Annotated in this window: 15 protein-coding genes; 6 read left to right on the top strand and 9 right to left on the bottom strand. The window is 50.5% G+C overall.

Annotated elements, in window-relative coordinates:
* Positions 1-30: 30 nt before the first annotated feature.
* The 4 genes from D4L85_RS19855 to D4L85_RS19840 form a co-directional block, all read right to left on the bottom strand.
* Positions 31-2,508, bottom strand: coding sequence for a zinc-dependent metalloprotease (locus tag D4L85_RS19855; protein WP_119755942.1), 2,478 nt, complete (start codon positions 2,506-2,508; stop codon positions 31-33).
* A gap of 130 nt (positions 2,509-2,638) precedes the next feature.
* Positions 2,639-3,499, bottom strand: a complete 861-nt coding sequence (locus D4L85_RS19850; RefSeq protein ID WP_119755941.1) for a hypothetical protein — start codon at positions 3,497-3,499, stop codon at positions 2,639-2,641.
* 24 nt (positions 3,500-3,523) lie between these two features.
* Positions 3,524-5,137 carry a SusD/RagB family nutrient-binding outer membrane lipoprotein gene (locus tag D4L85_RS19845; RefSeq protein WP_119755940.1) on the bottom strand — a complete coding sequence of 538 codons (1,614 nt, stop codon included), beginning with the start codon at positions 5,135-5,137 and terminating at the stop codon, positions 3,524-3,526.
* Positions 5,138-5,155: 18 nt separating this feature from the next.
* Positions 5,156-8,422, bottom strand: coding sequence for a SusC/RagA family TonB-linked outer membrane protein (locus D4L85_RS19840; protein ID WP_119755939.1), 3,267 nt, complete (start codon positions 8,420-8,422; stop codon positions 5,156-5,158).
* Between the two features lie 346 nt (positions 8,423-8,768).
* On the opposite strand from D4L85_RS19840, the gene D4L85_RS19835 reads away from it, so the two are divergent.
* Positions 8,769-9,257 carry a hypothetical protein gene (locus tag D4L85_RS19835; RefSeq protein WP_119755938.1) on the top strand — a complete coding sequence of 163 codons (489 nt, stop codon included), beginning with the start codon at positions 8,769-8,771 and terminating at the stop codon, positions 9,255-9,257.
* 3 nt (positions 9,258-9,260) lie between these two features.
* Here the strand turns inward: D4L85_RS19835 and D4L85_RS19830 are convergent, their stop codons facing one another.
* From D4L85_RS19830 to D4L85_RS19820, 3 genes are read right to left on the bottom strand one after another with little or no spacing between them, the layout of a single operon-like run.
* Positions 9,261-9,710, bottom strand: coding sequence for a nuclear transport factor 2 family protein (locus D4L85_RS19830; RefSeq protein WP_119755937.1), 450 nt, complete (start codon positions 9,708-9,710; stop codon positions 9,261-9,263).
* Positions 9,711-9,740: 30 nt separating this feature from the next.
* On the bottom strand, positions 9,741-10,571 hold the full coding sequence (locus D4L85_RS19825; RefSeq protein ID WP_119755936.1) for a helix-turn-helix domain-containing protein: 831 nt from the start codon (positions 10,569-10,571) through the stop codon (positions 9,741-9,743).
* Positions 10,568-11,065: a hypothetical protein gene (locus D4L85_RS19820; protein ID WP_119755935.1), complete on the bottom strand. Its 498-nt coding sequence runs from the start codon at positions 11,063-11,065 to the stop codon at positions 10,568-10,570. Before D4L85_RS19820 ends, D4L85_RS19825 begins: the two co-directional genes overlap by 4 nt.
* 437 nt (positions 11,066-11,502) lie before the next feature.
* Between D4L85_RS19820 and D4L85_RS19815 the strand changes: the two genes are divergently transcribed.
* The 3 genes from D4L85_RS19815 to D4L85_RS19805 all read left to right on the top strand — a co-directional run bounded on the left by D4L85_RS19815 (position 11,503) and on the right by D4L85_RS19805 (position 14,017).
* The gene (locus tag D4L85_RS19815; RefSeq protein WP_119755934.1) at positions 11,503-12,351 is read left to right on the top strand and encodes a histidinol-phosphatase; all 849 of its coding nucleotides are present in this window, start codon (positions 11,503-11,505) and stop codon (positions 12,349-12,351) included.
* Positions 12,335-13,663, top strand: coding sequence for a DUF5690 family protein (locus D4L85_RS19810; protein ID WP_228450542.1), 1,329 nt, complete (start codon positions 12,335-12,337; stop codon positions 13,661-13,663). Before D4L85_RS19815 ends, D4L85_RS19810 begins: the two co-directional genes overlap by 17 nt.
* Positions 13,664-13,789: 126 nt before the next feature.
* Complete coding sequence (locus tag D4L85_RS19805; protein WP_119755933.1) at positions 13,790-14,017, top strand: hypothetical protein; 228 nt, start codon at positions 13,790-13,792, stop codon at positions 14,015-14,017.
* Between the two features lie 125 nt (positions 14,018-14,142).
* Here D4L85_RS19805 and D4L85_RS19800 read toward each other — a convergent pair whose 3' ends face one another.
* Both D4L85_RS19800 and D4L85_RS19795 read right to left on the bottom strand, forming a co-directional pair.
* Entirely contained in the window at positions 14,143-14,874 is a 732-nt protein-coding gene (locus D4L85_RS19800; protein WP_119755932.1) for a LytR/AlgR family response regulator transcription factor, read from the bottom strand.
* Positions 14,871-15,944, bottom strand: a complete 1,074-nt coding sequence (locus D4L85_RS19795; RefSeq protein WP_119755931.1) for a sensor histidine kinase — start codon at positions 15,942-15,944, stop codon at positions 14,871-14,873. The genes D4L85_RS19800 and D4L85_RS19795 overlap by 4 nt, the downstream gene beginning before the upstream one ends.
* 246 nt (positions 15,945-16,190) lie before the next feature.
* Here D4L85_RS19795 and D4L85_RS19790 point away from each other — a divergent pair, with 246 nt between their 5' ends.
* Positions 16,191-17,528, top strand: coding sequence for a TolC family protein (locus D4L85_RS19790; protein ID WP_119758867.1), 1,338 nt, complete (start codon positions 16,191-16,193; stop codon positions 17,526-17,528).
* Between the two features lie 5 nt (positions 17,529-17,533).
* Positions 17,534-18,592: an efflux RND transporter periplasmic adaptor subunit gene (locus D4L85_RS19785; RefSeq protein WP_119755930.1), complete on the top strand. Its 1,059-nt coding sequence runs from the start codon at positions 17,534-17,536 to the stop codon at positions 18,590-18,592.
* Positions 18,593-18,598 lie beyond the last annotated feature (6 nt).

Below are 18,598 nucleotides of genomic sequence, written 5' to 3'. Positions count from 1 at the left end.
CATAAAATGCCTTTTTATTCGCCGGATTTATCAAAAACGACCGCAAAAACCAATTTCGTCCATTCCAATCGGCTGACCGGGAGGCGCAACCAGGGGGACCTCCTTTTTATACTCGTCGGGATTTTCCTGGAATTTTTGAATTTGGGCCAGAGCATACGTATAGTGCGCTTTCCAGTCCTCATCCACCACCGATTGGTAGCGTGGGGTCATCCAGGCTTTGACTTGTTCGAGCTTTAAATAGGCGATGGCCCGCACCTGTGGAGAAGCATTGTTGTCGAGGGCCAACTGGATCAAATTGGTCAAAAGGACGTCGTTTACCGTGATTTGGAGGGCTCCTTCGTAGCCGCTCTTGCGCGGCGCCTTGAAGGTGGCCAGGATCACTTTATCGATCACCTCCTCCAGCGACGGCTGCTTGGGATCGCGGGCATGGTACTCCACCAACCGGCCGGCGCGGGCCGGGTGGAGCAGCAAACTTAGTGTCATTTGTGAGGCGCTCTCCGCAGCGCCGAGGGCATCGAAGGTGAGTTCGGTGCGGATCTTAATCACCTCGCGGTGACGCGTATACCCCAAAGGACGGGGAGGTATGATCTGGAGTAATTTGTCGGGAAACATCAGCGACTGGGGCGCAATCGTTTTCAATAATACATCGAGGGCCTTGGCTTGTTCGGCGGGCGACACCATTTCCGTCACGGGTTGACCGTCGCCACGGAGGGCATACCGGTAGTTGAGGCCTCCCACCAGCTTGGCGCACGCCTCGGTCTGGTAGCGGTGGAAAAAATACATGGGCACCAACGCTTCTTCCAACGTGGCCATCGGCGCACCCGGCTTAATGTTGTTTTCTCCAAAGTTCTTCAACACCGCCGTGCGGATGTCGAGCACGCGGCTCAGCTCATCGGCAGGGTCCTTGCCGTTGTCCCACAGGTGGGCGTACGGATGCGATCCACCCAGCGGACGGGCGTCCTGATCCGATAGAAATGTGAGGCCGGCTTTCAAGGCTTGTTGCAGGATATTGTTCAGGGCAGGTTCTGCGGCCGTGCCGGATGGAAAGTCCTGGTAGCCGTAGGTGATGGATACCTTGTCCCACGCGCCGATCTTGTCGTCGTAGGCATGACTCAGGTCCACTTTGCCATTGACCAGGGCGGCATACGGGTGGGGATAGTCCATGACCGATGCCAGGTTCTCGCTGCTGGACGAATACGCGTGAGCCAAACCCAACGTGTGGCCAACTTCATGGGCCGCGAGTTGACGCAGGCGCGACAAGGCCATGGCTTCCATTTCTTTCGATACGGGTTTACCTTCTTCGTAAGGGGCCAACAGCCCTTCGGCAATGAGGAAGTCCTGGCGCACGCGCAGCGATCCCAAGGTTACGTGGCCTTTGATGATCTCACCCGTACGGGGGTCGATCACTGAGGCTCCATACGACCAGCCGCGGGTGGCGCGGTGCACCCAGTTGATCACGTTATAACGCACATCCATCGGGTCGGCGTCTTCGGGCATCAGTTCCACCTGGAAGGCGTTGGTGTATCCGGCCGCTTCAAAGGCCTGGTTCCACCAACGGGCGCCGTCGAGCAGCGCCGAGCGGATGGGCTCGGGTGTGCCGCGGTCCAGGTAATAAATGATGGGCTCCACCGCTTCGCTTGAGGCCGCCGTGGGGTCTTTCTTTTTCAGGCGGTGGCGGGTGATGAATCGTTTTTGAATCGGCTCGCTGATGGGCGTGGCATAGTCAAAGTAGGAGATATCGAAGTAGCCTGCACGCGGGTCGAACTTGCGGGGTGTATAGTTCTGATCGGGCAACTCCACAAAAGAGTGGTGCTCCCGCACTGTGACACTCGACGGCGACGGCACCACGCTGCGGATATACGCACCTTCGGGTTCGCCCAGAAACGTGAGCGTAGCTTCAAACTCTGAATTCTTCGGAAAGTTTTTGGTGCGGGGGGTATAGATGGCCGATCTCGATTCGTCGAGCCGGTAGCTTCCTTGCTTGGTGGCTTTCAACGTTCCCTTCACATCGTGGATGTCTTGCAGAAAGAAGTTGGTAGCGTCTACCAATACTTTGCCATTTTCTTCTGCCTCGACTTTAAATCCATAGAGTACCGACTGCGCGAAGGCGTCTTCCACGGCCTTGCGTTCGTATTTGTCGTTGGAGATGGCGCGGTAGGCGTAGTTCGGTTGCACCAACAATACCTTGGGGCCCCTTCTGTCGAACTTCACGATTTGCTCCGAACCCAGTTGTCCGCGGTCGAGACCGATGTCGTTAGAGCCTACGCCGGCCGACAGCGAGTAGACATACAGGAATTCGGTGTCGAACTTGTCGATGACCAACCAGATCTTGTCTTGCTTTTCGTCATAGTAATATTCGAAATAGCCGGGAAGCTTTTTGAAGTTCTTCACTTTGTCGGCAATAGGCGAAGTGACGGGTGCAGGTTCGGTGTCGGCTTTCTTTTTTTGACCGAGCGAAAGCAAGGGAAAAAGCACCAACAAGAGCAGGGAGGGCAAGGTGGGTCGCATAGATTCAGGTTAATGAGTTTGAAGCTAAAAAAGAAAAAGAGTATCAGAAACTAAAAGCGGTATTTTATAAACGGAGAGAGGCCGCTTTGTGGGCGGCCTCTCTTTCCATCAAAATAACTCCTTTTCTGTTTTACGGTTTATACGTCAACACCCAGTCGCCGCCACCGTTTGTATAGGGTCCTTGCTCATACTCCACATCGGTGATCTCGCCAAAAGTAAGGGTTTGTGCCACGGGGTCGTACACGCCGCTGCCGCGCCACGAGATGCCATAATTGGGCTCGACGCCGTTCAACGTCAGGTCGTTGCAGATGTCAACGAAAGTTGCCGCTCCGGCCAGGTCGTTGAAGCCGCCATAGAAATCCAGGTCATAGTCGAAGTTGAAGTTATCGATTGTATAGGTGCCCCCGCCCACTTTCGTGAGGTTCACCGTATACGTTGCATCGCTGGACTCCACATGAATTTCCCATTTGCCTTCGGGAATGCTGGAAGGGCAACTCACCGTGTAGGTGAGGGTGACGGGCCGTTTGCTGAACACACTGGGGCTATAACCGCCGTTGAGGTAGCGGCCATCGACCATTTTCATGGCACCGCCGACGATGAAGTTATCGCCAAGGCTCAACGAGTCCTGGGTCACTACATCCGTGTCAAAGGCGGCCAGCAATTGGTTGAGGGTGATCTTCACCGTTGCCGGGAAAGTAGTCACGTTGGTATAGGTGACCGTCTCGCTGGTGCCGGTTTCCGAATTGTTGTAGGTCACCAACACATCGACGCTGCTCACGGGCGACAATCCTTCGGTCGTGACGTTGAACGACAACATGGTTTGGTCCGGATCGAGAAAATTCACCAGCCCCGAATCGTCGTCTTCCTGGGCAAAGAGCGGGATCGACCCTTGCTCGAAGTCATCGAACAATTGCTTGTCTTTGTCCTCGCACGAGAACGTGAGCAGCATTCCGAGAACCGCCAGCGCTATATAGTTTATTTTATATTTCATAAGCTAAGATTTTAAAGTACATCATCAGTTAGGGTCCCAAAACACTCTGTCAGTCGTCACCGTTTTTTGTGCCGGTGCATTTTGATTCAGGTTCAAGGCATTCGCATTGTAGGCGAGCGATACCGGATATCCCCGGCTGGTCACCGTGAAGGGAATGTTGTCCGTATTGGGATCGAACATGATGGGGAAGCCTGTGCGGCGATAGTCGGTATAAGTATCCATGGCAAAGCCAAAGCTGGCGATCCATTTTTCGGTGAGGATCAACTCCAGTTTACCGTTGTTATCGGCGGCGTCGTATTTCACCAACACATCATTCACATAGTCGGTGACATCGGCCGCGGCGATGAGCGGAGCGTTCGCGGCTTGTGCGATCGCGTTCACTTTGGCGAAGGAGGCCTGCATACCCGATTTGAAGAGCGCCCGGGCATCGCCGGTCACACCCGGCACGGTGAGGGCCAATTCGGCTTGCGTATACAACGCGCTGAAGTAGGGATACAACCGCTGGGCTACATTACCCGGGCCGGTAATAGCGCCCGAAGTATTTACGATGCCGCCTTCGTCATCGTCGTAGCGACCACCGATGGGATACAGTCCGAGCACGGTTTGCGACCGGTCTTGCTGCCAGCCCTGATTCACACCTTGTGAAGCAAAGTAGATCGACAGGAATCCGTTGGTATCGGTGTATTCCGTGGGATTTTGAGCATCGGCCGGGTCGGTAAGTTGCTTGAACCAATAGTAGGGCGTGCGCGGATCGGTGATGCCGCTGAGCACATCATTCAACGTGCTTTTGTTCATCATGATCTCGTAGAAGTAAGGGCTGATATAGGATGGGCGATTACCCAGCGTATATTCCAAGACGAAAGCGGGATTGCGGTCGTCGGGAGAAACCGATGTGCCATAGGCCAACTCGAAATCGTCGCCGGCCTTCATCAGGTCGCCTCCGGTCAGCAGCGCATTTACCTCCGCGGTGACATCGTCTACCAAGCGGGTTTGGTTGTACAATTTCAGTTTCAGGCTCTTGGCAAATCTTCTCCATTTATCCAGGTCGCCATTGTACAGTACATCATCACCTCCCGGCGAGACGCCGGAGGCTGCTGCGAGGTTGGCGATGCCATTGTCGATCATTTCCAGCAATTTCGGATAGATCGATGCATCGTCATCGTACTTCGGATAGTGCACCGCGTTCCCAACGAGGGCTTCCGAATAGGGAATATCGCCCCAGACGTCAACCATGACACTGTAAGAGTAGGCGGTCAGGATCTGGGCCACGCCGACATAGTGTGCGTCGCCGCTCTCCGTGCCTTGCTCAATGATGGCCAGGTAGTCTTCCAATGCCCCTGAATATAAATTCTGCCACGCGGTGGTGATCTGGAAGTCTTCTCCCGACACTACATACGAATCCACGCTGCCGCGTTGTACGGTTTGGTGAACCAATATGGAAGTGCTGGTAGAAAGACCGTTAGAACCGATGCCCAACGAGTTCACCATGGTCACTTCCGATTGCGTGAGCAATTGCGAAAGCTTCACCTTGCTGGGGTTGTTGGGGTCGGTGTTGATATCGAGAAAATCGCTACACCCTGATGCGATCCAGGCGCAAAGGGACAGGGCGATGTATTTAGTGCATGTCTTCATGTTCATGATTCGTTCGAGGTTAAATTAGAAGGTAACACGCAGGTTCACGCCATAACGCTTCACCGAAGGTGCTGTGTTGTATTCTATACCGGTGTAGTTCTGACCACCGAAAGAGGTGGTTTCCGGATCGTAGTTGGAATACTTCGGGAAGTTGGGGGCCTTATACCAGAGGTTGCGGCCGGTGAACGTGAGACTCAAGGATCCAAACGGTGTCTTTTTCAAGAACACTTTGGGCACGCTGTAGCCAAACGTTACTTCGCTGAGGCGAAGCACGGTGGCATCGAAGATGCTTTGTTTGTCAGAAGCATTGATACCAAAGCCACCGCCGGCCGTCTGGAAGTAGAGGTCGTTCTTAATAACTTGCGTGGTGTTGTGCACTTCCTTGTTGTCGACCAGGATCGGCTTGTTGGTGTTGGTGTCGCCGTAAACGCCGGGAATGATGAAGGTTCCATCGCGTTCCTCGGTGTAGCGCGTCACGCCTCTTCCGACATAGAACTGGTTGGTGGCCGAGAAAAGGTCGCCGCCATAGCGCAGGTTGAACAAGCAAGACAACGTGAATCCTTTAAAGCTGAAGGCGTTGCCCAAGCTGGCCAGGAACTTCGGGTTGGGATTTCCAATGTAGTGGAAGTCCTTGGAGATGATGGTCGCGCCCGTGGCGGGGTCGATCAGGAACCTGCCTTGATCGTCGGTCACATCATAGGTTCCTTTCAACATGCCGTATTGCTTGCCTACCGCCAGCATGGGGGTCACGCTGCCACCAAAAACGTTGCGCAGTACGATCTCATCCACCCCGGGAGAAAGTTTCTCTACGATGTTCTCGTTGTGCGTGTATGTGCCATAGATGTTCCAGGTAAAGCCGTTGGCGAGTTTAACGGGCGTGGCATCCAGTCCGAGTTCAATCCCCTTGTTCGACAATTCGCCGAAGTTGGTGATGATCTGGTTAAAGCCTGTTTCGTCAGGCAGCGCGATGGGTGCGATCTGGTCGGTGGTGTTGATTTTATACACCGTCGCCTTCACATTGATGCGATCCTGGAAAAATGACAGGTCCGTTCCCAATTCGATGGTCGTACTAAATTCCGGTGTGAGGTTGGGGTCATACACCGTCGTACCGGTCGTAGCCCCCGGGTGTCCTCTGAACGGCAGGTCGTTTCCAGGCAGCGCCCCTACGAGGTTGCTGCTGTTGCCTTGGTTGAGGTTGTAGGTTGCCTTCAGGGAATAGGGCAACGCGTCGTTACCCACCTTCGACCAGGCGGCACGGATCTTACCCATGGAAAGAATGCTCTTGTCCATGGCCAGCGCCTCGGTAAAAATAAAGGAGGTGCTCACCGACGGATAGAAGAAACTGTTTTTGCTTTTGGGCAAGGTAGACGACCAATCGTTGCGGCCGGTAAGGTTCAGGAACAAATAGTCTTTCCATCCCAAAGCAACATCGCCCATGAGGCCCGCCAGTCTTCTGCGATAGTACGTGCCTCCAAAGGGCGTCACCGAGTTGAAGTTGTCGATGTCGTCGATGTCAAACGCAATGGAGTTCACACCTTTCACCGCCTGGCTTTCGCCGGTGCGTTGGTTTATGTTTTGTCCGATGATCGCTTTGAGGCTCAGGTCATCCGTGATGTTTTTGTTGATGGTGACCAGCAAGTTCGATTCGATTTCCTGGTAGTAGATATTGTCCAGGATGATCTGTCCGAGTCCTGCCGCACCTACGGAGCCCTTGCGCGTAATTTCTTTCCGGCGGTCGTTGTAGGTGTTGACACCGATCTTATAGGTGACGTTTAGCCAGTCCGTGATGTCATACCCTGCATTTACGCTGGCGGCTATCCGGTCGACGTTGCTGCGAATGCCGTTGTTCTGGGCAGACCAGTACGGGTTGTCGGCAGCAGAACCCAGGAAGAACACGTTGCCTTGCGTGACTGGGTCAAACTTGGGTTGGCCAGTGATGTCCCAGCTGCGGCCCGGGAAGAGAATACGCGAGAATGCCGAGGCGCTCACCTGGTTCGCCGAACCGTAACCACTCAAAGGTCCACGCTGCGCGGAATTTGTATACGAGAGGTTTCCACCCACGTGAAGACCGTTCACCAACTGGGTTTGTCCACCCAAGCTGACGTTGGTCTTGTTGAATGACGAATGCGGGATGTAGCCATCCTGCTTCAGGTTTGATGCCACGAGGGTGAGCACCGACTTCTCGTTACCACCACTGATGGTGATGGAGTTTTCGAACACCTTTCCATTCTTAAAGAAATCCTTCACGTTGTTGGGATAGGCCTGATAGGGCACCATCTTGGGGCCGTTCGGAAAAACAGCCGCATACGAGGACCAGTACGGAATGGAATCCACTTCGCTTCCGTTGGGGGTTGTGCTGCCGTCGAGACCATAGTTCACGCCCGGACCGGGGCGGTTGAACGCCGGACCCCAGCTACCGTTGGCTTCTGCATAGTCGCCTTTCGAACCGGTGCCATACTTGTTTTGATATTCGGGAAGGTTGGCCACTTGCTCGATTGCGAAACCGGAAGAGTAAGCGATCTCCAATCCTTTGCGCGAAGCGCGGCTGCTACCCGATTTTGTGGTGATGACCACCACACCGTTGGCGGCACGAACACCGTACAAGGCTGCTGCGGCACCGCCCGGCAGGATGCTCATCGACTCGATGTTGTTGGGGTCGATGTCGGCGATGCGGCTGGAGTAGGATGCTCCATCGGTCACTTCGTTGGAGGTGACGTTGTAGCCGTTGTCGTAGGGAATGCCATCGACCACGAACAGCGGCTGGTTGTTACCAAACATGGATTTGTTACCGCGAATGGTGATGCGCGTGGCGCTGCCCGGCGCCCCGCTGGAGCTGAGGATGTTCACCCCGGCCACTTTGCCCTGCATGCTGCGGAGTAAATCGGGCTCCGATTTTTGCGACACCTTGTCGCCGCTCACCGAGTTCACGGCATAGCCCAGCGACTTGGCCTCTCTTTCAATGCCGGCGGCCGTGACAACCACCTCACCCAATTGTTTCACGTCGGTCGACATCGAAACGTCGACCGAGGTCCGGCTGGCGACATCTATTTCCTGCGTGGTCAATCCAATAAAAGAAAAGACCAGCACATTGAATCCCGATGGAACGCTAAGGGAATATTTCCCATCCACATCCGTGACGGTTCCAACGGACGTTCCTTGCACAATAACGTTCACACCCGGCAAGGGTGAGCCATCTTGCTCGGTTACCTTGCCGGTAACCGTTCGGTCCTGCGCCACCACACTCCAGGCTATGGCGAGGCACATACTACAGACTAGTAAAATTTTCCTCATACTTAATAGGTTTGTTTTTTAGTTATTCAGATCCAACTGTTTTCGTGACTAACACTTGGCAGGTTGGATTATCAAAACTCCCAAAACAGAACACTAAAAGAATGACTTCGTATAGGGTATATTACTTCATGAAAAGCTACCGTTGAATGGGTTATGAAATATCAATACATTAGATTTCGGGCACTTTTTTGGAATGAAAGGAGACGATTTGGAGCGACTACATACATCGGCAGGACGCTTGGTGCTCTCTGATTAAAGAGCCGTTGCGGGCGCTATAAAATTACCCAGCACGAATCGAAGTTTTAAAACGAATACATTTTAACCTTAAACCTAACCAAACCTTTGTATGCAAAACACGCCAGAATCCGACCCCGTTGAAACGAATGAAATTGCCGAGAACTTGGATGTTGTAGAAATGAACCTGGAAGAGCGCGCCACCCATGTACAAAAGGCGGCCTATTGGTTTTATGCCATTGCGGCGCTTTCTATTATTAATGTCTTCTTGCAAGCCAAGGGAGCTTACTTTATTGCCGGCCTTGCCATCCCCTCGTTTATCGACGGCTTTTTAATAAGAGACATCATCGAGGTGGAGCCCAATTATTTTATTCAGTTTGCCGGTGCGGCAATCTTCATTTTCTTTGGATACTTTGCCGCCAAGCTGCAACGCTGGGCGTTTATTGTTGGTGCCATTGTCTATGTGATCGATGCGGCAATTTATGCGCTCGTGGCCCAGTGGCTGGCCCTGGCCTTTCATCTCTTCATTCTATATAAACTGTTCCAGGGATTCAGGACCATCAGTGAATATGAGGCGATCCGAAAAAAGCTAAAGGCCTGAGAACTATCTATTTTCTATCCAATCCACCATTAGCTTGCGCTCGGCAAAAAGCCATTTCTCATTTTGTTTCACAAAGCGGTCATGATACTTAATATGGGCGATCATCAGCTGTTGCACGCCGTCCTTGATCGTTTGATGGTGCGCAATGCAATAGGTAATACCGGTTGCGGTGTCATCTCTCAGCTGTAGCACCGTGCTTTGTCCGTTGAAATGCATCGTGGCACGATACGTATTCAGGTTATCGAAGACGGGAAAAAGGTCTGCTCTTTTATGGAGGATTTGGGTGGGTTCGGATGATTTAGCGTCCATGAACACAATGAAACGGGTGTCTTCTGTAAAAAGCGCCATTTGTCCCTGCGCATCGCGCGTGTCGGCACAATACGCATATTGATCCACCAGGTTGCGGATGGCCAGTCTATCGGCCGCTTGTTGCCCTTGTTGTTCCGTATTCATTTTTCAATGTTTGTTTTGATTTCTTTGATCTTAGGGTTGTTGGCGGATGAGCGTCTCCGGCGTTACTCCAAATTTTTCTTTGAAAGACGTATAGAAATGAGAAAGATTTTCAAACCCCAGGTCCAGATAGATATCGCCTGGCTTTTGCTTTTTTTGTTGAATGAGGTAGTGGGCCTCTGCCAATCGCTTTTCTTGTAACCATTTGCGGGGCGATGTTCGAAATACTTTATCAAAATCGCGCTTAAAACCCGCCAGGCTGCGGCCCGTAAGCTTTGCAAAATTTTCGATGGGTACATTGTAATGAAAATTCTGCAACATGAATTTCTGAAGGTCTATCTTATGCGAATTGGCGAAATCAAAGAAAAAGGTTTTCAGCGAAGGCTTTTGATTTAACACCAATTCAATGGCCTCATTGATTTTGATAGCAGCTAATTTTTTGCTGATTTTTTTTGACTTCTCTATATAGGGCAACAGCGACTGAAAATAACTTTTCATCAATGCGTCTGACTTTAGCAGCAGGATATTTTCGCCTTCATACTTTTTGTTGTTGGTAAGGTCAGCCTCCGAAACAAATTGTTGCAGTGCGATATCTGTAAGGATGACCGAGATAATTTTATACTCCTTATCGGCCCCAGGGATTTTTACGGTTTTTGTCAGCTGATGCTTTCGCGCCAGCAACACCTGATTTTTCTTTAGAACGATGACCCCGCTTTGATGCTGGATATGGGTTTCACCCGAGAATTGAAAAGCCAGCACATGATGCGGAACGAATTGTTCAAAGCCGCGTTGTTTTTCAAATGCGCATGAATACACAAAGCTATCTTCCAAAACCCGCGTTATCGGAAGGATCTTATCGCTCATGGTTTTGCCGTTTGTAATTTTTGATGATATGCGGTATTCCGCGCCTCGGTATGACTGTCGATGAGCATCAATAATGTCATGAGGAGGATGGTTGTCACGCCGATGGCTCTCCACAAGGTCGATTGGGTAAATATAATGAGCAGGGTGGCGGCCATGGTGATGATGGGAAGCACTTTAAAAACCAAAGCCAGATCGTGTTTCGATTTTGCCGTTCGGGCGAGTTCACTTTGGATGAATGTGCCGGCATCCTTTTTATAAGCGGCTTCAAATTGTGCGATGCGAGGGGCGTTGGCGAAGTACAATCCCGCACTGACCGCCACTAAAAGTAAGCCCGCAACCAGCAAAGGCCACACAAAGGACTTTGCCATGGGCGTTTTGCCCAATTGCCAGAATCCCAGCGCAACCAAAAAAATCAGCAAGCTCAACAGGCTTACCATTTTTGATGAAATGACTTCTGCCTTGGCCCAGTCCGTGCTTAGTTTTATGATTTCCATTTACCGTTCACATTTACAAGGCGAAGGTGACGAATTGTAAATCCAATTTAGTTGGTGTACGGCTCAATTGCTATTTGGTCCGTGGCTCAAGCGTTACAGGGGTATAAAATAAAAAAGCCCTCCCGGCTGGAGGGCTCGCCCTTCGAAGAAGTTCTTTCATTAACCTAAACTTATGAAGAAATATTCTGCTTGAATGGTGAAGGACGGGCACAAAGGTGAAACACGCATGTGAATTCTCTGTCACCCACATAGGATGAATTTGTTAATAAAAAACTCAGGCCTTCTGTGCGACTGACTCTCGTTAGGATGGCGTTGAGGGTGACGCTCTTCTACAGGCAAAAGGCGCCAATCCCCCAGGTCTCTCCCCCATTCCTATTTTGAAACCCGGTTGAAATACGTTAAATCGGAAGTTAAACCTCAACCCCGCAAAGCCCCTGATGTGGTCGAACGTTCACACCCATAGTCATTTTTGCGACGGCAAAGGCACACTTGCCGATCACGTCGCGCGGGCCAGGGAGCAACGCATGATCAGTCTCGGCTTCTCTTCGCACGCTCCCCTGCCCTTTCCCTCCAAATGGTGTATGAAGACGGAAAACCTGTCGGCCTACCGGGACGAAATACAAAGCCTCAAATCGACCACCCCGGACCTTGAGCTCTACGCCGGCCTGGAAGTGGACTTCATTCCCGGCATGGTGGCTCCAACCGATTTCAGCCCCCTGCTGGACTTCACCATCGGCTCCATCCATTTTGTGGAGTCATTGCCCGATGGCACGCATTGGGAGATCGATGGGCCCCACGCGCATTTCCTGGAGGGTTATGAAAAGATCTTTCAAAAGAATATCCGCGACACGCTGGTGCGCTACTACGAGTTGACGCGGCAGATGATCCACGAGGCCTGCCCCACAGTGATCGGTCACCTGGACAAGATCAAAATCCAAAATGTAGACGGCCAATTCTTCAGCGAGCAGGATCCGTGGTATGTCGATCAGCTCCGGCAAACGCTGGACCTCATAAAAAAAAGCGGCGCCATCGTCGAAGTGAACACCCGCGGCTTGTATCATAAAAAATTGACGGATCCCTATCCCAGTCCATGGATATTGCAGATGATGGCGGAGAAAAATATTCCCGTCACCATCAACAGCGACGCCCATCGTCCGGAGGATCTGACCAACCACTTCCCGGAAACGGCCGCCCTCTTGCACCGTGTCGGATTCAAAACGATCAGCTGTTTACACGAAGGCCGCTGGAAACCCTTTTCATTTAACGCGCATGGCATTACCTTCTGAGTCGCCCATCACCCGCTGGTTAAAGCATACCCACAGTTTTTGGTTTGCGTTGTATGCCACCCTTATGGCGTTTTGTCTCTACACCTGTATCTATGCTTTTCGCAAAGCCTTCTCCGTAGCCACGTTCGAAGGTATGCGGGTGGGAGCGTTGAGTTATAAGAGTTGGCTGGTCATCTTCCAGGTGGTGGGCTATGGCTGCGCCAAGTTTGTCGGCATCAAGATCATCTCTGAATTGAAAGCCGCTTCGCGGGCCATGGGCATCCTGCTGATGGTGGGATTGGCCGGTTTGTCGTGGTTGCTGTTTGCCGTGGTGCCGGCGCCGTATAATATGGTATTTCTTTTTACCAATGGATTCCCCCTTGGATTTGTCTGGGGCATGGTGTTCGGGTATTTGGAAGGACGGCGGTTCACGGAAGTGCTGGGCGCCGGACTCTCGGTGAGCTTTATTTTTTCCGCAGGATTTGCTAAGTCCGTTGGCGGCTTTATCATGCGCGATTGGGGCGTTTCAGAAATGTGGATGCCGTTTGCGGCGTGTGGTGTGTTCGCGGTGCCCTTGCTGGTGTTTCTGTATTTGCTGGACAAACTTCCACCGCCCTCCGCACTGGACGAACAGTTGCGCACCAAACGGCAACCGATGGACGCCGCCGAGCGCAAGAATTTTGTCGCTACTTTTTTACCGGGGATCGTCTTGTTCACGCTCAGCTACATGCTGCTCACCACCTTCCGCGACTTGCGCGACAATTTTTCGGCCGAGGTCTGGAAGTCGCTGGGCTATGGAAATTCACCGGAGATCTTTGCCACCACGGAAACGCCCATCTCCATTGCTGTGCTCATTATTATTGGCAGCACGATGATCATTAAGAACAACAAAGTTGCCCTGATGGTGAATCACCTGATCGTGTTTGTGGGCATGGTGTTGGTGGGGGTGAGCACGTTCTTGTTCCAGCAGCACCTGATCTCTCCCACCGTTTGGATGATCCTGATCGGATTGGGACTGTACCTGGGCTACATTCCCTTCAACAGCATTTTCTTCGACCGCTTGCTGGCGGCTTTCCAGTATGTGGGTACCGTTGGGTTTATTATGTACATCGCCGACTCTTTTGGATACCTCGGGAGCCTGGGGGTGGTGCTGTTCAAAGAGTTTGGTTTTGCGGAGGTGAGCTGGCTGGATTTCTTTCTCCTGGCGGGATATGCCGTTTCGGCGGCAGGCAGTCTGCTGATCGGCGGATCGATGGCGTATTTCCATTTGAAGCACCGGCGGTGGCAATCACGCCAAGTTCAGGCATCGTCGAGCGTTTCCACGCCCGCTTAGCCTGGCCCGCTTCCAGAATTCACCGCCCGTTTTCCGGCATTCACCTACCCAAGCCCTGAAACGGCCTTTTTCCCATAGCCAAAGCCCATTTCCAGGCCGTTATTTACATCATAATCACAAGCCAAAATGAAAACGTCTCACAACACCATCAAAACAGGAAACAGATCAAGAGTCCGTTCTCTCCTCGCCATAGCGGGTGTCGTAACCGCCATCCTGGGCTCGCTGGTGTTTCTCCACGATTTCTATGGCAACGCTCCTATTAAGGTAAGTGTGCCACGCGCTATGGCCACCTCGAAGATCATCAACACTGATATGCTGATCCAGGTAACTTCAACAATTTGGTCATTCAAATAACGCACGGGATGAATACTCCCTTGTTCGCGGGGAATATTGTGCCAAGAGCCGCTCTACACAGATACTTGCCCAATCAAATCCGCCTTGCGGCCAACGCTCAACTCTCCTTCCCACTATCGCACTTATCAAAAATTCGATGAATCATTAAGCGAATTACCCACATACTTTTCAAAAAAATCTTTTCGATACACCTCCCCGACGGGAATCTCGGAATCGCCGATGAACAAAGTGTGATTGTCGAACGACTCGATGTGATCTTTATTCACCACATAGGATTTGCTCACGCGCAAGAAGAGGGTTGGCGGCAATTTTTGATGAATCGTCTTTAAATTCATCGCTGTGAACAGCTTTTGGTTTTTCGTATAAATGACCACGTAGTCTTTGAGGCCCTCGATAAACTTGATCTCACTGAAATTAACCTTGTAGTATCTCCGCTCAGCCTTAATGAGCAAAAATGATTCTGTATTTGATTCGACCGTACTTTTTTCGCTATCATCCGATAACAGTTTCCTGTAAACCAGGGCCTTGTTTATCGCTTTCTCAACCCTTTCCTTTTCAATAGGCTTCAGCAAGTAGTCGATGGCATCGAGCTCGTAGCTTTTTAAGGCGTATTGGGGGTAGGCCGTTGTGAAAATGACGAGCGTTTGTTTCGGAATGCGTTCGGCAAATTCCAAGCCGGAGACCATCGGCATTTCAATGTCGAGGAAAATAAGGTCAACGTCCGTTGTCTTGAGAAAGTCCAGTGCAGCGAGCGCATTTGAAAATTTTCCAAGGACGTCAAGCTGCGACACCTCTTTGATCAGCGCGTGCATCTCCTCTCTGGCCAAGGGCTCATCATCGACAATTATACAGGTCATAGGGGAATCGTTAGATTTACAGTATATACTTTATCTGTCGCAGTGATCTCCAAACTGTACTTATCCTGGTAAAGCAATTCCAATCTTCTTTTGATATTGACCAGACCTAATCCGCCATTCTTCTTGTCGGAAACAGGATAGGCGGGGTTTACCGAATTGGTACAGCTAAAATGAAGTTTGTTGTGGGTCGCTTCGAACTGTATGTCGATGTGTGCGTCTTTGTCCGTTAAGTCGACGCTGTGCTTTACAGCATTCTCGACAAACATGATGAACAAATTCGGCGGCACAAAAATATTGCGCGCGGTCTGCTGATCCATCTTATTTTGTATGGTGACAAAGAGGTTGTCCCTTCTTATTTTTTCCAGGTTGACGAAGTTCGACAAAAAATTTATTTCCGAAGTCAGCAACGTCTTCTCTTCGCTATTCTCATAGAGCTGAAATCTTAAAAATTCAGACAGTTTTATAATAACCGTAGTGGCCATTTCCGGATTGGTTCTGACCAGGGCCTTTATGTTGTTGAGCATATTGAAGAGAAAGTGTGGACTGATCTGGCTCCTCAATTCATTTAACTCCATGCGCAAGGTGAGGTTTTTCAGCTCGGCAATCCGTTCATTGTCTTTTGCCCACCGCTGCAAAAGCTTTAGTGTTGTCGTCACCAATATAACGCAAACCGATTCAATGGCGCCTTCATAGAAACCTCGCCTATCCTCCGGGCGCCCTTCGAGAATACGATAATCACCCAGGAGGATGTTGAGAATATAGCCCACAGCGGACAACCCCAGCGTGACCACGATGATTAAAAGTATCAAGTATAGTACATACCTGTCCTTAAAGAAAAAATAGGGAACGAGCACATACATATTGATATAGAACATCGAAATAAAAACGATGTACACCGAGAATAAGATATAGTATCTATACTGACCCGGATAGCTCGTGGAGAAGTTAGCGGTATACAAAAGTGCGAATAAACCCAGCAGAAAGATGACATGCCGCAATAGTCTGTGCCGGTCTTCGACGACAAAATTGATCAGCTTCCCGGTCTTTAGATTTTCACGATCGTCCGTCATAGTTCTGGAGATTTTCTGATTCAAAGATACGCATATCCGCCGGACCCGATTCCCGCAAACGTTGGTTCCCGATGCTAGTTAGAGCTTTCAGATCACATACACGCAGGCGCCTGGGGGATTTGGTATAAAAGGGAGGGGCTTTGGTATAATAACAAAATCCCGCAGAACCATAATCACGTCTTTTGCTTCAGGTTCTAATCAGCACAAGTAAAAATGCTGTTCCCCAAAAGGAAAAAACGAAGACGAATGAATAGAAGTACTTTTTTAAGCTTGCTGTTAATACTGCCAACCGCATTGTTTGCGCAGGATGTTTGGACGCTAAAGTCCTGCATAGACTATGGGTTAAAAAACAACCACAGCAACCAAGTATACGCCAATGAAAAGAAGCTTGCCGATGCCAAGGCGAGAGAAGCCTTGGCTGCGTACCTGCCGACCGTGACCCTAACCGGCACATTAGACGACAATCTAAAAGTGCAACAAACCGTTATACCGGCCGGTGTCTTTGGTCCGGAGGATGTCCGGGTTGCGTTTACCAAGCAGTACCAGGTTAACCCGATGGCACAGCTGGACCAAACGATCTTCGACAAATCGCTCATCACCGGTCTCCAGGCCAACCGCTATAGCAAACTTCAGGCGGAGCTCAACGTCGCCAAGAATGAGGAGACTTTGATCTACAATATCTGTAATGCTTATTTCCAGATTGCTGTGTATCGCGAACAACTCGAGTTGCTGCATTCCACAAACGAAACTTACCGGGGTCAAATGCAGGTAACGGAACAACAAGTCAATAAAGGCGTAACGCTGTTAAAAGATCTTGAAAAAATAAAAGTCAACTACAACACTTCGCTCACGCAAATACGTGTAGCCGAAACAAATCTCACATTATCCGAGAACCAGTTAAAGTTTGAAATGGGTTTTCCCATCCTGGAGCAACTGACCGTAAAACCCATAACGAACGAGACACTGGACTTCTATATACCCACCACGGACTCACTACAACAAGCTTCGGTGAGCAACCGCACAGACTATAAATTATTACAGGTTAATGCCAAGCTTACGGAGATCGATGAACGCAGGCTCAAGAACATCATCTATCCCAAACTTTCTGCGTATGCCCGTTACGGCAACGTTGGCTTTGGAAATGAAGTGAACCAGGCATGGTCCTCCATGAGTTCTTATTCCAGCATTGGGCTTAAGCTAACCATCCCGATTGTTGACTTTAAAAGACAGGCACAAATCACGCAAGCCAAATACAAGTGGCGGAATTCCATCGAGAATTTTAAGCTGGAAGAAAGCAGATACCAGGTTGAGCTTGAAAATACCAGGTCCAAATTCAAACAGGAGCAGTCGAACCTACGCCTTTACACAGAGAATATCGAACTGGCGCAATCAACGTTCAATGCCATTCATCTCCAATATCAGAAAGGTACTACCGACCTCACCGAGTGGCTGACCGCACAAAACACGCTGAGGGACTCACAAAGCAACTATCTCAATTCCTTATACAATTTTTTCCTGGCGAAGGTTGACCTTGAAAAAGCCCAGGGGACACTAAAAGACTTTTACCAGACGCTATCAAACTAAATTTTATGAAGAGTATGCATATCATCAGCATAATCGGCTTCCTTATCGTGTTGCTGATTGGCTACAATCTTTGGGCAAACAAAAAAGTGCTCGATGAAAAAAACACACCGGCTCTGCAGAGCAAGCTCCGGATTCCCGTAAAAATTGCTGTCGCCAGTGAACAGTTGCATGAAATCAATATGATCAAGACGGGCAGCATTGCGCCGTTCAAGGAAGTGAAGGCGCTGGCGCTGAGCGGTGGAATGATTCGTCAAATTCGCTTTGATCTGGGTAGTCACGTAACCGAAGGCCAGGTATTGGCGGTGATGGACATGCAAGCCTTGCAACTTGACTTACAGAAAGCTGAGACGAACGCCAGCAAATTACAACATGACTTGCAAGTATACACCGAATTGCTGCAAGGGAAAGCCGCTACCCAGGAGAAGGTAAACGAGATCAGCAAAAACTACCAGGATGCCCTCAACCAGGTAAGTCAAGTCAAAAAGAATATCAGTGACGCGGCCATTAAAGCGCCGATCAGCGGTATTATTTCCGCTAAGCCGGTAGAGTCGGGCATGTATGCAAATGCAGGAAGCGAGATTGCCACGATCATCAGCCTCTCCAAAGCAAAAGTAGCGGTTAACCTGACCGAAAGCGAAGTATACCAGATCCAGCAGGGACAGTCGGTGAAGATTAAAACCGATGTATACCCCGACAAAAGTTTTTCCGGCAGCGTTAGCTTCATCAGTCCTCAAGCGGATGAAACGCACAGCTACCGGGTGGAAGTCATGATGAACAATACGGAGACTTCACTCCTGCGATCGGGAACATTTGTTTATGTCGACTTCTCCAAAAACACCACCGAAAAAGTGTTGGTCATTCCACGCGAGGCGCTGCTGGAGAGCATCCAGAATGCATCGGTATATGTGGTCTCCGACAGTGTCGTTCATCAGCGGCCTATTCAAACGGGGAAAGCGCTTGGAGAAAACATTCAAGTCACCCGTGGGCTACGCGCCGAAGAGGTCGTGGTGACTTCCGGTCAGATCAATTTAAAGGAAGGTAGTGTTGTTCGTGTTTCCAACTAAAGCGCC

Origin of the sequence: Chryseolinea soli, assembly GCF_003589925.1 — a bacterium.
Lineage (GTDB): Bacteria > Bacteroidota > Bacteroidia > Cytophagales > Cyclobacteriaceae > Chryseolinea > Chryseolinea soli.
The sequence above is the reverse complement of the archived record's forward strand: the minus strand, read 5'-3'. Positions and strand labels throughout refer to the sequence as shown.

Coding starts and splice junctions, on each gene's coding strand:
- D4L85_RS19855 (WP_119755942.1), bottom strand. CDS start 2,508: ATGCGACCCACCTTGCCCTCCCTGCTCTTGTTGGTGCTTTTTCCCTTG.
- D4L85_RS19850 (WP_119755941.1), bottom strand. CDS start 3,499: ATGAAATATAAAATAAACTATATAGCGCTGGCGGTTCTCGGAATGCTG.
- D4L85_RS19845 (WP_119755940.1), bottom strand. CDS start 5,137: ATGAACATGAAGACATGCACTAAATACATCGCCCTGTCCCTTTGCGCC.
- D4L85_RS19840 (WP_119755939.1), bottom strand. CDS start 8,422: ATGAGGAAAATTTTACTAGTCTGTAGTATGTGCCTCGCCATAGCCTGG.
- D4L85_RS19835 (WP_119755938.1), top strand. CDS start 8,769: ATGCAAAACACGCCAGAATCCGACCCCGTTGAAACGAATGAAATTGCC.
- D4L85_RS19830 (WP_119755937.1), bottom strand. CDS start 9,710: ATGAATACGGAACAACAAGGGCAACAAGCGGCCGATAGACTGGCCATC.
- D4L85_RS19825 (WP_119755936.1), bottom strand. CDS start 10,571: ATGAGCGATAAGATCCTTCCGATAACGCGGGTTTTGGAAGATAGCTTT.
- D4L85_RS19820 (WP_119755935.1), bottom strand. CDS start 11,065: ATGGAAATCATAAAACTAAGCACGGACTGGGCCAAGGCAGAAGTCATT.
- D4L85_RS19815 (WP_119755934.1), top strand. CDS start 11,503: ATGTGGTCGAACGTTCACACCCATAGTCATTTTTGCGACGGCAAAGGC.
- D4L85_RS19810 (WP_228450542.1), top strand. CDS start 12,335: ATGGCATTACCTTCTGAGTCGCCCATCACCCGCTGGTTAAAGCATACC.
- D4L85_RS19805 (WP_119755933.1), top strand. CDS start 13,790: ATGAAAACGTCTCACAACACCATCAAAACAGGAAACAGATCAAGAGTC.
- D4L85_RS19800 (WP_119755932.1), bottom strand. CDS start 14,874: ATGACCTGTATAATTGTCGATGATGAGCCCTTGGCCAGAGAGGAGATG.
- D4L85_RS19795 (WP_119755931.1), bottom strand. CDS start 15,944: ATGACGGACGATCGTGAAAATCTAAAGACCGGGAAGCTGATCAATTTT.
- D4L85_RS19790 (WP_119758867.1), top strand. CDS start 16,191: ATGAATAGAAGTACTTTTTTAAGCTTGCTGTTAATACTGCCAACCGCA.
- D4L85_RS19785 (WP_119755930.1), top strand. CDS start 17,534: ATGAAGAGTATGCATATCATCAGCATAATCGGCTTCCTTATCGTGTTG.